We start from the raw sequence: 12,674 nt of genomic DNA, 5'->3' as shown, positions 1-12,674 counted from the left end.
CCGGTCATGGCGAGCAGATAATGCCATTGCGTCTGCAACTCGCCCTGGAAGGCGTTGAGCGCGATGGGCAGCGTGTGGACCTCGGTCTTGGTCAGGACGGCCAGCGGCCACAGGAACTCGTTCCAGCGCCACATGACCGAGCGAACGTTATCCGCTGCTGCTGATGCCGACCTCCTGGGCCATGCCCTTCCCGGTCGGCTACGACACCGTCGGCGAGGGCGAAGCGCTGGAGATCCTGCAGGCGCACAGCCCCTGCTGCGTCACGGCGTTTCTCGGCGTCCCGGCGATCTCGGTCCCGGTGGTGCGTGCGCCGCTGCCGGTCGGTATCCAGCTGGTGGGCGCCCGGTTCCGCGACGGGCTTTGCCTGACCGCCGCCGAAGCGCTCGGTCGGCGCATCGGTCCGATCCTGCCGATCGACCCGAAGGGACGGCGCGCATCCCGATAAATCCTGGCACGAACTAGTCATTTGACCTAGTTTCGGTTCCCTGCCGGCCGACCGCGCCGGAATGCCCGGTCCTGCGCGCGTTTCCCGTGCGCGGCCCGCGTCGACCAAGGAGGAAACCGAAGGTGTTACGGAGAGCGAAGAGTGAGGCCAAGCGCGAAACCATCCTGCAGGCGGCGATCACCGTCATCGCCAAGGAGGGCGTGCACGGCGCCACCACGCGCAAGATCGCGGCGGAAGCGGGAATCAATCTCGCGACCCTGCATTACCAGTTCGAAAGCAAGGAAACGATCCTGCTCAGCGTGCTCGGCCATCTGACCGCGCGCTACCGGCAGGAACTGGACATGACCTTTTCCAGGCCGGAACCCCTGCGGGACCGGATCGACCATCTGCTGACCTTCATCTGGGGCGAGGTTCAGCGCGCACCGGAAGAACAGCTGACGCTCTACGACCTGACGCTCTACGCCCTGACGACCGCCGGGTCGGAATGGATGGGGAAGAAGAAGTACGAGGAGCTTCTGCTGCTGTACCGGGACGCGCTCGCCTCCTCCACCGAGATCACCACCGGCTCACTGGACATCGACCTCGACGCCCTGGCGAATTTCATCTTCACCGGTTTCGTCGGCACCGTCCTCCAGTGGCTCGCCACCGCCAACACGCCGCGGGCCAGACAGCAAATCCAGAATCTGATCGTCGCGGCCCAACGCATGTATCTCTGACAAACCCGCGAATCCTTCGGAGACACCATGGGCAACTCCCCGATCCACACCGACTCCCGTCAAGCATCCGTTGGTCACGTCGCCGTCATCGGCGCCGGCTTCGCCGGACTGACCGCCGCCCGCGCCCTGAAGGCCGCCGGCCACCGCGTCACCGTCCTGGAAGCCCGCGACCGGGTCGGCGGACGCATCAACACCAGGACGGCGCAGGACGGCACGCCGGTGGATGTCGGCGGCCAGTGGATCGGTCCGGGCCAGGACCGCGTCATCGCCCTGGCCGAGGAGCTGGGGGTCGAGACCTTCCCCTCCTACGAGGCGGGCGAGAATCTCTGCCTCTATGGCGGCACGCTGATGCGCTTCGCCGGCCTGCTGCCGCCGCACGAGCCGGCCGGGCTTGCCGATGCCGAGGCGATCTTCGGCACCCTCGACGCGCTGGCGGCGACCGCCGACGCCGAGCGCCCGTGGGAAACGCCCAACGCCAGCGAGTTTGACAGCATCACCTTCGAGCAGTGGATCGTCCGCACCGCCAACACGCCGGAAGCCGCCTTCTGGATGCGTTTCCTGGCCAATTCGGTGCTGGCGGCCGACGCCCGCGAGCTGTCGATGCTGCATGTGATGGTCTACATCAAGGCCGGCGGCGGGCTTGCCAGCCTGATCAGCATGTCCGGCGGCGCGCAGGAGCGGCGCTTCACAAGGGGCGCCCAGCATCTGGCCGAACGGCTGGCCGACAGCCTGCGCGACGACATCCGCTTCAACTGTCCGGTCACCGCCATCGCCCAGGACGGGAGCGGCGTCACCATCGAGCATGCCGGCGGCAGCCTGCGGGCGGACCGCGTGGTCGTCACCCTGCCGCCTGCGCTTGCCGGCCGCCTGCGTTACAGCCCGGCGCTGCCCGGCCAGCGCGACCACCTGACACAGCGCATGCCGATGGGCGCCTGCATCAAGATCCAGTGCTTCTACGACACGCCCTTCTGGCGCGAGGACGGGCTGTCGGGCATGGCGGTCAACCAGGACGGCCCGATCAGCCTGACCTACGACAACTCTCCGGCGTCCGGCCTGCCCGGTGTCCTGGTCTGCTTCATCGAGGGCGACGATGCCAAGGACTGGACCGGCCGCAGTGCGGGAGACCGGCGGACCGCCGTGCTGGACGCGCTGGCCCGGCTGTTCGGACCGCGCGCGCTGGAGGTGCGCGAGTTCATCGAACAGTCCTGGCTGGAGGAGGAATATTCGCGCGGCGGCTATGCCGGCTTCATGATTCCCGGCGTCTGGACCCGCCTCGGCCCGGCGCTGACCGCCCCCTGCGGCCTCATCCACTGGGCCGGCACCGAGACCGCCAGCCGCTGGCAGGGCTACATGGACGGCGCCATCCGCTCCGGCGAGCGCGTCGCCGCCGAGATCGCGACCGTCCTGGCGACGGCCTGACCACCGGGAAGAGGAGTGACGACATGGTGGACAGTGCGAAACTGGCGCGCCTGCGCGACCGTTACGGCAATGCCTCTCCGGCCGATTTCTTCGATCCGCAGTTCCGGCAGGTGGCGGAAGCGGTCTTCCGCGGGGCCGAGGCGCCGCGCCAGCCCTATTGCGATGCCGGCACCCTGCTGGATGCGCCACTGCGCACCGATTTGGCGGCTCTGCCGGATTTCGGCGGGCTCGACATCGCTTTGGTCGGTGTGCCGCTCGACCTCGGCGTGACCAACCGGGCGGGCTCCCGCTTCGGGCCGCGGGCCCTGCGCAACACCGACCGCATCGGTCCCTACGACCATGTGCTGAAGCTGGCGCCGGCGACCCTGGTGGAGATCGCCGACATCGGCGACGTTCCCTTCGCCAACTATCTCAGCCATGACAGCTGCCATCTCGACATCCAGGCCTTCTACGCCCGTCTGGCGGAGGCCGGTGTCATCCCGCTGTCGGTCGGCGGCGACCATTCGATCACCGGCTCGATCCTGAAGAGCCTGGGCCGCGACCGGCCGGTCGGTCTGGTGCATTTCGACGCCCATTGCGACACCAGCGGGGTCGGCGACGGCGCCCGCTTCCACCACAGCGGCCCCTTCCGCACCGCAGTTCTCGACGGCGTGCTGGATCCGGACCGCACCATCCAGATCGGCATCCGCGGCAGCGCCGAGTTCTTCTGGGAATTCTCCTACGAGTCCGGGATGACCGTCCTGCATGCCGAGGATGTCGAGGAGATGGGGGTAAAGGCGGTCATCGCCAAAGCCCGCGAGGTGGTGGGCGACGGCCCGGTCTACGTCTCCTTCGATGTCGATTGCCTCGATCCGGTCTACGCGCCCGGCACCGGCACCCCGGAGGTGGGCGGCCTGACCTCGCGCGAGGCATTGGCGATCCTGCGCGGTCTCGATGGGCTGGACGTTGTTGGGGGCGATGTGGTGGAGGTGGCGCCGCAATACGACCCCACCAGCAACACCGCCCAGGTCGGCGCGCAGATCCTGTTTCAGGAACTGTGCCTTGCCGCCCGTGCCCTGCAGAACCGCCGGCAGACGCGCTGATCCGCTTCTCCGCTCGACAAAGGGCGGCAGCCGTTACGCTCCTCGCCGCCGCCGCAAGGCTTGCGGTGGCGGTCCGGGCCGGCGCCGCCGACCCTTGACATTACTGTCGCGCGCCGCCTTCCGGTTGCCGGGCGTCTTGGAAGGCGAACAGCCGGTTCGGAATGTGGCGGGACAGCCCGATGGCGATACCGGTGGCATGCAGCACCGCGGTGGTGAGCACGAAGCCCAGGCCGTACAGCAGCGGATCGGCGGCTTGCGGCATCTCTGCGCCATGGGCATGGCCGTGCAGGATGGCGAAGGCTCCGACCAGGATGGTGGCGGCGGCGACCGGCACGCGCCGGTTCAGCAGAACCAGCAGTCCGAGCACCGCCACCGAGGCGGCGATCCCGGCTTCGACCGCCGGCAGCTCGACTCCCGCCATGCCGAGCACGGCGCCGCCTGTCAGCATGACGATGAAGGCCGTCGGCAACAGCCAGATCGCGCGCCCGCCATTCTGCGCCGCCCAGACGCCGACCGCCAGCATGGTCAACAGATGATCGATGCCGGTCAGCGGGTGGAGGAGCCCCTGCAGGAACATCGCGTCCCCGGCATGGCCGGGATGGGCGGCGGCCGGCAGGGCCAGCGTCGCCGTAAGGACACCGGCGAGGCCGGCGGATAGCAACCTGTTCATCGAAACAAACTCCCGTGGGATTCTCGGTCGGCCCTGTCGCCGCGGTCAGGCGAGCAGGGAAGCCTTCAAGTGCCCTCTCCCGGCCTCCGCCTCGTCGACCTGGCGAAGCAGGTCGAGGGTGACCCGTGCGTCGGCCTCGTCGATGCGGGAAAGAGCGAATCCAAGATGGACCAGGACCCACTGTCCGATCTGGTCGGACAGGTCGTCGCCCGGTTCGGTGATGCAGGAAAGGTTGACCTCCCGCCTTTCGCCCAGGATGTCGGCGATGGCGAGCATCCGTCCGGCATCGGCGATGGCGATGATCCTGGCGGGTACTCCAAGGCACATGGCAGGGTTCCTTGCTGCGGTGGTCTTCGCCGCGGTTACGCCACTTCCAATTCGACCAGCGTCAGGTCGTCGCCGCCGCGGGGGGACAGGCGCAGGCCGCCGCAGGACGGGCAGGGGGAGAGGCGGGTCGCAACCTCCCGTTCGCAGGCGCAATCCTCGCACCAGACCAGACCGGGCGGTTGCCGGATGTCGACCGTCGCGCCATCGGCCAGCGTGTCGCGTCTGACCACGTCGAAGGCGAAGCGCAGAGCCTCCGGATCGACGCAGGCGAACCGCCCGACCGCCAGCCCGATCCGCGTGACCCGACGGAAGGCATGGCGCTGGGACTCCTCCTGCAGCACTTCCAGCAGCCGTTCGCACAGTGACAGCTCATGCATCGTCCTTCTCCGCCTTGGGAGCAGGCAGTCGCGAGCCAACGGCTTCGGGACCTGCGTGAATAACGTCCGGTGGGATCCCCTCGCGCACTTGGCGTGTCATCGCCAGGAGTGCGGCAATGACGGATCGACGGCATGCCGATCGGCCGATGGGATGTCCAGACTGTCTCTAAGGAATATCACTGCCAGAGGAGTGCTGTAAACGACAAATTGGGGAATGGAAGTTCAAATGATTTGGAAAGACCTTTCGATAATTGATTTCGATGACCTGATAAGTGGATACTATATTGGAGATTCCATTGATTATTTTGCAGTGGGCCGGAATGTCGCATGTCCTTCTGTGACGACTGAGTGCAGAGTCGATCGGCGGGCGCCTGCCTGCCCCTGTCGTCGGGATCGATGCTCCAGAACCGTCGGCACCGGCAGTCCGCTGTGGCGGACCGTTCGGGCGGCGTCCGCGCCCTTCCCTCCGCACATGTCGCCACAGCCAGGGTTTCGGCCACGTCATGGACCATGCAACCGCCGGTACGGCTCCGCTCATAGCCGCATGCTCAACGCCGCTTTCCCTCGCCCGGTCCCTTTGCCATGGCGGTACCCGGCTGGTTCCGGCGACCGTCTGCACTGCAACGGGCATCGACCGCCGCGAGGAAACGATCGTCGACGAGGTGCCGGTCGGGCTGGTCTATGCCGACGATCTCTTCGCCGTCATGCTGGCGACACCGACCGACCTTGAGGACTTCGCCACCGGCTTTTCCCTCAGCGAGGGGATCGTCGGCAGCACCGAAGAACTGTCGGTTACCGCCATCGACGAATTGGCGGATGGAGTCCGCATCCGCATGCAGCTGCCGGTGGAACGGCTCGCCGCCCTGCTGCGGCGCAAGCGCAACCTGATGGGCGGGTCCGGCTGCGGTCGCTGCGGCACCGACAGCTTCGCGGAGACGCTGCGGCCGCTCGATCCCGTCCGTTCCACTGCCCGCATCGCGCCCGATGCGATCCGCCGCGCCATGGCGGCTTTGCCATCGGGGCAGACTCTGAACCGGCAGACCGGCGCTGTCCATGCCGCTGGATTCGCCCGTTCCGACGGTGAACTGGTGGCGGTGCGCGAGGATGTCGGGCGTCACAATGCGCTGGACAAGCTGATCGGTGCGCTGGCCCGTGCCGGAACCGATCCAACGGCTGGCTTTGTCGTGGTGTCGAGCCGCTGTTCCTTCGAGATGGTCCACAAGACCGCCGCCGCCGGTATCCCGCTGATCGCCGCCATTTCCGCCCCGACCTCGCTGTGCGTTGCCTTCGCCGGGACGGTCGGGGTGGGGGTGGTCGCCTATGTGCGCGATGGCCGTTTCACCATCTATGCGGTGCCCTCACGGGTCGCGCTCCCCGTGTGACCTGCCTATCGCCAATGTTCGGCCGTTGTCGCCGATCCCCCAGACCGCGCAGAGGGCAGGGCAGGCTTGCCAAGTGGTCATACCAGTTGACGATATGTCGCGCCCTCTTGCTGCAATGCAGCATGCTAAGGGAAGGGACGGGAGACGCGCCGGGATCGGCCCGTCCACGCTTTCCCCGAGGAGTGTTTTTCTAATGCATCACGATGTATCCTCCCACCGTTGGTCCGTTGCCCCGGCCCAACGTGCGCTCGACCATGAACCGCTCGCCGCCGATGTCCATGCCGCCTTTGCCCGGGTGGCCGACCGCCTGCGTGGCGAGGCGAGCGCGTTTGCGCGGCGCATGGCCGAGGACGGGACGGTCGAATTGGTGGACCGGGAGGGTGGGGTGCAGGTGCTCTACCGCTCGCACCATGGCGAAGACGCGGGCGAAGGGCTGCACCGGCTGATCGGCGACTTCGACCTGCACCTGACGCATGACGGCCGGGTGGCGATCCACATGCGGATCCGCGGCGATGTGCCGCCGGCCGAGATTCTGGACTTCGACCGCGCGACGGCAGAACATTTCCGGACCCGGCTGCATGCGTTCGAGACCGGCTGTCGCCGTCTTCCCACCGCATGCGCCGCCTGAAGGGGTTCGGCCAAGCCCGTCAAGCGGGCTTTCTTGCGGACTGTGGCCGTCGGGGCGGGCCAACGCATTCGCCCGCCTGCGGCGCGGAGGAGAGAACATGTCCATGGACAAGGAAGTGATCGTCGCGGCACTGCGTTATGCGGCGGAGCTGCATGACGGCACCTACCGGCCCGACCGGGCGCGCACGCCCTTTGTCACGCACCTGTCGGAAACGGCGGAACTGGTTTCGCAGGCCGGCGGTTCGCCGGCGGAGATCGCCGCCGCCTGGCTGCACGATGCGGTCGAGGATGGGCTGACCACGGTCGCGGACCTTGCCAAGCGCTTCGGGCAGGAGGTCGCCGATCTGGTCGCGGCGGTCAGCGACGCGCCGGAGGATGTCGGCAAGGCGATTGCCGAGCGCAAGGCGATCCAGGCCGCCCGCCTCGCCGGCGCCCCGGAGGGGGCCAAGCGCATCAAGCTGGCCGAGCAGATCTCGATCCTGCAGGCATTGGCGGTCGGACGCCCGCTGTCCTGGAGCGTCGAGCGGGCCGAAGCCTATGTCGAGGGCTCCCGCCTTGTCGCCGAGGCCTGCGCCGCCGCCAGCCCGTTGCTGGCCGAGCGCTACGCCGCAGCGCTGGCCGGGGCGACGCACTGACGGTTTCACGGTCAGAAGGCTGACGAGCGCCAGAGCCAGACCAGACCGGCGACCGCACCCGCTGCCAGCAAAACCAGCACCAGGATGATGGCAAGCGCGGTGCGGCGGTCTTTCGCCGCGCGCTGTTCGGCCTCGCGCCGCTTCTTCAGCAGATATTGCTGTTCCGGGCTGAGGAAGCGGCCGGCGGCGGCGTCGGGTGTGGCCATGAAGCGGACCCTGCCGCGGCCGTTGGGAGTCTTGCCCACGGCAGCCGCCGTTCCCCTGACCGTGGTCGCCAGTCCACCCGGGGCCGATCCGCTCTTCGACGGCCGGCCAAGGTCGATGGGATCGGTCGCCCCGGCTCCGCGAGCCGCGGTCAGCTGCCGGCCCTTGCGCTTGCGCGGCAGTTTCCGCCGTCTGGTCGCCATATGTCACTCCCCGCTCTCGATCCTTCACCGCGGCGGCGAGCATAGCCGCCCTGCCGGTCCGGCGCAGCCATTCACAAGACGATCTCCGGAAAGTTACATAAGCCCATGCGGATGGGGGCGTGCCAACCCAAAATCCGCCTGCTCCGGGCAACCGGCATCTCCGCCCCCACCGGCAAGGCGGGAGCGGAAACGGCAACTGCCTGGGGATTCGGTCACCAGGCCGGCAGGATGGCGCCCTTGAACCGGCTTTCCATGAAGTCGCGGACCTCCTTGGACTGGTAGGACTCGACCAGCGTCTTCAGCGCCGGCCGGCCCTTGTCCTTTTCCCGCGCGGCGACGAAGTTGCCGTAGGGATTGCCTTCGCGCGGCTCCTGGATCAGCGCGTCCTTCGACGGGGTCAGGCCGGAGTTCACCGCATAATCGGTGTTGATGATCGCCGCGTCGAAATCCTCCAGCGCGCGGGGAAGCTGCGCCGCCTCCAGTTCCACCAGCTTCAGGTTCTTGGGATTCCCAGCGATGTCGAGGATGCTGGGCGACAGGCCCTTGCCGTCCGCCAGCGTCAGCAGCCCGTTCGCCGCCAGCAGGTTCAGGGCACGGCCGCCGTTGCTGGGGTCGTTGGGGATGCCGATGGTGGAACCGGGCTTCAGGTCGGTGATCGACTTGATCTTGCGGGAATAGAGCCCCATCGGCTCGACGATGGTGTAGCCGATGGGCACGATCCTGTAGCCGCGCGCGGCGATCTGGGCGTCCAGATAGGGTTTGTGCTGGAAGGCGTTGGCATCGAGATCGCCGGCGTCCAGCGCCGCGTTCGGGATGTTGTAGTCGGAGAAGGTGATGAGTTCGACGGTCAGGCCCTTGCCGGCCGCAACTGTCTTCGCCACCTCGGCGATCTCCTCCTCCGCGCCGCCCATGACGCCGAGCTTCACTGTTTCCGCCGCCCGTGCGATCTGCGCCGTAAAAAGGGCGAGCGCGATGCCGCCGGCCAGCCCGGTCCACAGCAGCGCCCGGCGCAGCGGTGACGTCTTCTTGCCTTGCATGTCGATTCCTTACTTTTCTGGTCCGGCCGCAACGGGCCGTTTGGTCGACGCTGCGGCGCTGCCAGATAGCCCGACCGGACGCGGCCTAGCGCATGCAATTTCCGACGATCTGGTAGCAGAGTGTGGGATCGCGCCTGTCATTGTAGCGGACAGCGGCGACCCTCCCGCCATGCAGTTCGATGGTGGCTTCACAACTGTAGGTGCGGGACCATGTCGTCACGTCGGGCTGCCACAGCATCGGTCCGCGCGGGCCGAGCCAGGGGCTGGCCTCCCAATCCACATCGCGGTCGACCAAGGTCTGGCGGCGGGTGTAGACCAGATATTCCGCATCGCCGGAGACGACGGAGCGCTCCGGCACACCGGCGCAGGACAGCAGGTTGCCCTTGCTCATCCCGACCATAGCTGCTGGCGCGCGCAACGCCAGCTCGGCCTGCGGATTGGCGCAGGAGGCGGCCAGCAGGGCCGAGGCGGCGACGATCCCGCAGCGCCAGGCCCACAAGATGTGCAGACGGCCGGTCGCCATGTCTGGTCCTTCCTGATGATGTGCAAAGGAACGGGTCATCCCTTCAGATAACCTGTCCCACCGGATGCACAACAGCGGTCAGCCGAGAACGGTGTCGTACAGCAGCTTCAGGTTCAGCACGACGATCAGGCCGGCGACGATCCAGGACAGGCCGGCTACCCAGCCGGGGACGGTGAAGCGGCCCATCTTGCCGCGGTCGGTGACGAAGCGGACCAGCGGGATGACGGCGAAGGGAAGCTGCATCGACAGCACGACCTGACTGAAGACCAACAGCTGCGCCGTGCCGCTTTCGCCATAGAGCGCCGTCACCAACACCACCGGGATGATGGCAAGGCCGCGGGTCAGCAGCCGGCGCATCCAATGGGGCAGGCTCAGGCGCAGAAACCCTTCCATCACGATCTGACCGGCCAGCGTCGCCGTCACGGTGGAGTTGAGGCCCGAGGCCAGCAGCGCCACCGCGAACAGGGTGGAGGCGATGCCGAACCCCAGCAGGGGCGACAGCAGCTCGAACGCTTCGCCGATTTCCGCCACGTCGGTATGGCCGCTGCCGTGGAAGACGCTGGCCGCCAGGATCAGGATGGCGGCGTTGACGAACAGGGCCAGCATCAGGGCGATGGTGCTGTCGACGGTGGCCCAGGTGATGGCGTCGCGCCGGCCCTCCTCCGTGCGCGGATAGGCGCGGGTCTGCACGATGGAGGAGTGCAGGTAGAGGTTGTGCGGCATCACCGTGGCGCCGAGGATGCCGATGGCGACATAGAGCATGCCGGGGTTGGTCACCACCTGCGTGGTCGGGACGAAGCCGTGCAGCACGGCGGCGACCGGGGGGGAGGCGGCGATGATCTGAACCAGGAAGCAGCCGGCGATGACCGTCAGCAGGGCGACCACGAAGGCCTCCAGATAGCGGAAGCCCCGCTGCATCAGCAGCAGCACCAGGAAGGCGTCGAGTGCGGTGAGCAGCGCGCCGCCGATCAGCGGGATGCCGAACAGCAGGTTCAGCGCGATGGCGGTGCCGATGACCTCGGCAAGGTCGCAGGCGATGATCGCCGCCTCGCACGCCGCCCACAGCACCAAGGTGACCGGACGCGGATAATGGTCGCGGCAGGCCTGCGCCAGATCGCGCCCGGTGACGATGCCCAGCCGTGCCGACAGCGATTGCAGCAGGATCGCCATCAGGTTCGACAGCATGATGACGGACAGCAGCGTGTAGCCGAACTGCGACCCGCCGGCGAGGTCCGTCGCCCAGTTGCCGGGGTCCATATAGCCGACCGACACCATATAGCCCGGCCCGGCGAAGGCCAGCAGCCGGCGCAGCCACAGGCCGCCCTGCGGCACCGCGACGGAGGCATGGACCTCCGGCAGGCTCGGCCGGATTTCCCCGTCCGGACCGGAATATCTCCAGGCTCCGTGGGGCGGCACGGCGGCTTCGGCTTCCGACATCGGCGTGACTCCCGGCCAAAATGCGAACTGGTATCAATCAAGTATGTATCGGGACAACGAGTATGCAAGGTGCTATACTTTCCGAACCCGAACTTTTTGCGGAAGGGTGGGGCGTGTCTGACAGAACTGCGGATCTCCCCGATGCCGAACTCCATGCCGAGGGATTCCGCAAGACGCGGGAGGCCCAGCGGGCCGCCCTGGCCGAGGATTATGTGGAGCTGATCGCCGATCTGATCGAAAGCGGGCAGGAGGCGCGGCAGGTCGACATCGCCGCAAGGTTGGGGGTTGCACAGCCGACCGTCGCCCGCATGCTGGACCGGCTGGCGGCCGACGGGCTGGTCTATCGCAAGCCCTACCGGGCGGTGTTCCTGACCGAGGCCGGCCGGCGGATCGCCGAGGAAAGCCGGGAACGCCACCGGACGGTGGTTGCCTTCCTCCGCTCCCTCGGCGTCAGCGCCGACACGGCGCGCATCGACGCCGAGGGCATCGAGCACCATGTCAGCGCCGAGACGCTGGACGCCTTCCGACGCGCGCTGGCGCAGGCGGGTTGAGCCGCGTTCAGTCGGCCAGACCGTTGTCGATGGCGATGCGGATCAGGGCGCGGGTGCTGTCGGCGCCCAGCTTGTCCTTGATCTGGGTGCAGGTGTTGGCCACCGTCTTCTGGCTGATCCCCAACCGGTCCGCGACGGCTGCCGCGGTCAGCCCGCGTCCAACCAGAGCCAGGATCTCCCGTTCGCGCTGGGTCAGGGTGGCGAGCGGGTCGGAGGGCGGCGACAGGGTCATCAAGGCCAGGTCGCGGGCAAGCCCGCTGTCCAGATGGATGCGTCCGGCCAGCACCGTGCCAATCGCGGAAGCCAGACTGTCCGGTGCGTCGTTCTTGGTGACATAGCCTCTGGCACCGGCCTTCAGCGCACGGGCGGCAATGGCTGGATCCTCGTGCATACTGAAAATCAGGACAGGCACCGTCGGGCTTTCCTCCCGGATGGTGTGCAGCACGGCCATGCCGCCGCCGTCACCTGGAATGTTGAGGTCGAGAACGACGACATCCGGCTGCTCTGCCCGCCACAGGGCAAGCGCGCTGCTCACATCCTCTGCCTCGACCACGCGGCCGAGTGCCGCTTCGGCCAGCAGGCGTTGGCAGCCGGCCCGGACGATGGGATGGTCGTCGACCAACAGGATGGTGCGGGTCATGTCATTCGCTCCAATGTTGCCGGAGATGATGCGGAGAGGGCTTGGCGGGGCAGACGGGCCGACACCTGGGTGCCGCCGCCTGCCGCGGCTCCGATCGACAGGACTCCGCCCAGGGTGCGGACCCGTTCCGCCATGCCGGAAATACCGAAGCCGCTCTTTCCTGCCTCGTCACCGTCCGGCAGGCCGGGTCCGTCATCGGCGACGATGATCTCCACCGTCTCCGGATCGATGCGCAGCTTGACGGAGATGGCTGACGGCTTGGCATGGCGAAAGGCGTTGACCAGCGATTCCTGCACCAACCGGTAGACGGTCAAGCGCAGCACCTCGTCGCAGCCATCCAAATCCGCCACCGCCGATGCCGGTTCGATGGCGAGGGCCAGGGCGACATCGGGCGCCGCC

At 67.7% G+C, this 12,674-nt stretch carries 17 protein-coding genes; 8 read left to right on the top strand and 9 right to left on the bottom strand.

Going from position 1 to position 12,674, the window contains the following annotated elements; all coding sequences use genetic code 11:
- The first annotated feature begins 154 nt into the window (after positions 1 to 154).
- From I71_RS13965 to speB, 4 genes are all read left to right on the top strand, one after another.
- Positions 155 to 445, top strand: a complete 291-nt coding sequence (locus tag I71_RS13965; protein WP_375731197.1) for an amidase family protein — start codon at positions 155 to 157, stop codon at positions 443 to 445.
- A 122-nt stretch (positions 446 to 567) separates the two neighbouring features.
- Complete coding sequence (locus I71_RS35000; RefSeq protein WP_049976109.1) at positions 568 to 1,161, top strand: TetR/AcrR family transcriptional regulator; 594 nt, start codon at positions 568 to 570, stop codon at positions 1,159 to 1,161.
- A 27-nt stretch (positions 1,162 to 1,188) separates the two neighbouring features.
- The gene (locus I71_RS13955; RefSeq protein ID WP_042695461.1) at positions 1,189 to 2,580 is read left to right on the top strand and encodes a flavin monoamine oxidase family protein; all 1,392 of its coding nucleotides are present in this window, start codon (positions 1,189 to 1,191) and stop codon (positions 2,578 to 2,580) included.
- Positions 2,581 to 2,603: 23 nt separating this feature from the next.
- On the top strand, positions 2,604 to 3,662 hold the full coding sequence (speB, locus tag I71_RS13950) for an agmatinase (RefSeq protein ID WP_042695460.1): 1,059 nt from the start codon (positions 2,604 to 2,606) through the stop codon (positions 3,660 to 3,662).
- A gap of 100 nt (positions 3,663 to 3,762) precedes the next feature.
- Here speB and I71_RS13945 read toward each other — a convergent pair whose 3' ends face one another.
- Genes I71_RS13945 through hypA form a run of 3 tightly spaced genes read right to left on the bottom strand, consistent with a single transcriptional unit; the run spans position 3,763 to position 5,036 of the window.
- Positions 3,763 to 4,332, bottom strand: coding sequence for a HupE/UreJ family protein (locus I71_RS13945; RefSeq protein ID WP_042695459.1), 570 nt, complete (start codon positions 4,330 to 4,332; stop codon positions 3,763 to 3,765).
- A gap of 45 nt (positions 4,333 to 4,377) precedes the next feature.
- Complete coding sequence (locus I71_RS13940; protein ID WP_042695458.1) at positions 4,378 to 4,659, bottom strand: HypC/HybG/HupF family hydrogenase formation chaperone; 282 nt, start codon at positions 4,657 to 4,659, stop codon at positions 4,378 to 4,380.
- 35 nt (positions 4,660 to 4,694) lie between these two features.
- Positions 4,695 to 5,036 carry a hydrogenase maturation nickel metallochaperone HypA gene (hypA, locus tag I71_RS13935; RefSeq protein WP_042695457.1) on the bottom strand — a complete coding sequence of 114 codons (342 nt, stop codon included), beginning with the start codon at positions 5,034 to 5,036 and terminating at the stop codon, positions 4,695 to 4,697.
- Between the two features lie 503 nt (positions 5,037 to 5,539).
- Here hypA and fdhD point away from each other — a divergent pair.
- The 3 genes from fdhD to I71_RS13920 all read left to right on the top strand — a co-directional run bounded on the left by fdhD (position 5,540) and on the right by I71_RS13920 (position 7,680).
- A complete protein-coding gene (gene fdhD, locus I71_RS13930; protein WP_042695456.1) occupies positions 5,540 to 6,418 on the top strand; it encodes a formate dehydrogenase accessory sulfurtransferase FdhD in 879 nt (292 codons plus the stop codon).
- A gap of 193 nt (positions 6,419 to 6,611) precedes the next feature.
- Entirely contained in the window at positions 6,612 to 7,046 is a 435-nt protein-coding gene (locus I71_RS13925; RefSeq protein ID WP_042695455.1) for a hypothetical protein, read from the top strand.
- 97 nt (positions 7,047 to 7,143) lie between these two features.
- A complete protein-coding gene (locus tag I71_RS13920) occupies positions 7,144 to 7,680 on the top strand; it encodes an HD domain-containing protein (protein WP_042695454.1) in 537 nt (178 codons plus the stop codon).
- 11 nt (positions 7,681 to 7,691) lie between these two features.
- Here the strand turns inward: I71_RS13920 and I71_RS13915 are convergent, their stop codons facing one another.
- The 4 genes from I71_RS13915 to I71_RS13900 form a co-directional block, all read right to left on the bottom strand.
- Positions 7,692 to 8,087, bottom strand: a complete 396-nt coding sequence (locus I71_RS13915; RefSeq protein ID WP_042695453.1) for a hypothetical protein — start codon at positions 8,085 to 8,087, stop codon at positions 7,692 to 7,694.
- A gap of 212 nt (positions 8,088 to 8,299) precedes the next feature.
- Complete coding sequence (locus tag I71_RS13910; protein WP_042695452.1) at positions 8,300 to 9,124, bottom strand: MetQ/NlpA family ABC transporter substrate-binding protein; 825 nt, start codon at positions 9,122 to 9,124, stop codon at positions 8,300 to 8,302.
- An 85-nt stretch (positions 9,125 to 9,209) separates the two neighbouring features.
- On the bottom strand, positions 9,210 to 9,647 hold the full coding sequence (locus I71_RS34995) for a hypothetical protein (protein ID WP_049976108.1): 438 nt from the start codon (positions 9,645 to 9,647) through the stop codon (positions 9,210 to 9,212).
- Between the two features lie 78 nt (positions 9,648 to 9,725).
- Entirely contained in the window at positions 9,726 to 11,084 is a 1,359-nt protein-coding gene (locus tag I71_RS13900) for an Nramp family divalent metal transporter (protein ID WP_042695451.1), read from the bottom strand.
- A gap of 113 nt (positions 11,085 to 11,197) precedes the next feature.
- On the opposite strand from I71_RS13900, the gene mntR reads away from it, so the two are divergent.
- A complete protein-coding gene (gene mntR / locus I71_RS13895) occupies positions 11,198 to 11,635 on the top strand; it encodes a manganese-binding transcriptional regulator MntR (protein ID WP_042695450.1) in 438 nt (145 codons plus the stop codon).
- Between the two features lie 7 nt (positions 11,636 to 11,642).
- Here the strand turns inward: mntR and I71_RS13890 are convergent, their stop codons facing one another.
- Positions 11,643 to 12,275: a response regulator transcription factor gene (locus tag I71_RS13890; RefSeq protein ID WP_042695449.1), complete on the bottom strand. Its 633-nt coding sequence runs from the start codon at positions 12,273 to 12,275 to the stop codon at positions 11,643 to 11,645.
- Positions 12,272 to 12,674 (bottom strand): ATP-binding protein (locus I71_RS13885; RefSeq protein WP_042695448.1); only part of this gene is annotated, 403 nt, incomplete at its 5' end. The genes I71_RS13890 and I71_RS13885, both read right to left, overlap by 4 nt.

This window comes from Azospirillum sp. B506 (assembly GCF_000333595.1).
Lineage (GTDB): Bacteria > Pseudomonadota > Alphaproteobacteria > Azospirillales > Azospirillaceae > Azospirillum.
Note: the sequence above shows the minus strand (reverse complement) of the source record. Positions and strands in the feature narration are given on the sequence as shown.

Coding starts and splice junctions, on each gene's coding strand:
- I71_RS13955 (WP_042695461.1), top strand. CDS start 1,189: ATGGGCAACTCCCCGATCCACACCGACTCCCGTCAAGCATCCGTTGGT.
- speB (WP_042695460.1), top strand. CDS start 2,604: ATGGTGGACAGTGCGAAACTGGCGCGCCTGCGCGACCGTTACGGCAAT.
- I71_RS13945 (WP_042695459.1), bottom strand. CDS start 4,332: ATGAACAGGTTGCTATCCGCCGGCCTCGCCGGTGTCCTTACGGCGACG.
- I71_RS13940 (WP_042695458.1), bottom strand. CDS start 4,659: ATGTGCCTTGGAGTACCCGCCAGGATCATCGCCATCGCCGATGCCGGA.
- hypA (WP_042695457.1), bottom strand. CDS start 5,036: ATGCATGAGCTGTCACTGTGCGAACGGCTGCTGGAAGTGCTGCAGGAG.
- fdhD (WP_042695456.1), top strand. CDS start 5,540: ATGGACCATGCAACCGCCGGTACGGCTCCGCTCATAGCCGCATGCTCA.
- I71_RS13925 (WP_042695455.1), top strand. CDS start 6,612: ATGCATCACGATGTATCCTCCCACCGTTGGTCCGTTGCCCCGGCCCAA.
- I71_RS13920 (WP_042695454.1), top strand. CDS start 7,144: ATGTCCATGGACAAGGAAGTGATCGTCGCGGCACTGCGTTATGCGGCG.
- I71_RS13915 (WP_042695453.1), bottom strand. CDS start 8,087: ATGGCGACCAGACGGCGGAAACTGCCGCGCAAGCGCAAGGGCCGGCAG.
- I71_RS13910 (WP_042695452.1), bottom strand. CDS start 9,124: ATGCAAGGCAAGAAGACGTCACCGCTGCGCCGGGCGCTGCTGTGGACC.
- I71_RS34995 (WP_049976108.1), bottom strand. CDS start 9,647: ATGGCGACCGGCCGTCTGCACATCTTGTGGGCCTGGCGCTGCGGGATC.
- I71_RS13900 (WP_042695451.1), bottom strand. CDS start 11,084: ATGTCGGAAGCCGAAGCCGCCGTGCCGCCCCACGGAGCCTGGAGATAT.
- I71_RS13890 (WP_042695449.1), bottom strand. CDS start 12,275: ATGACCCGCACCATCCTGTTGGTCGACGACCATCCCATCGTCCGGGCC.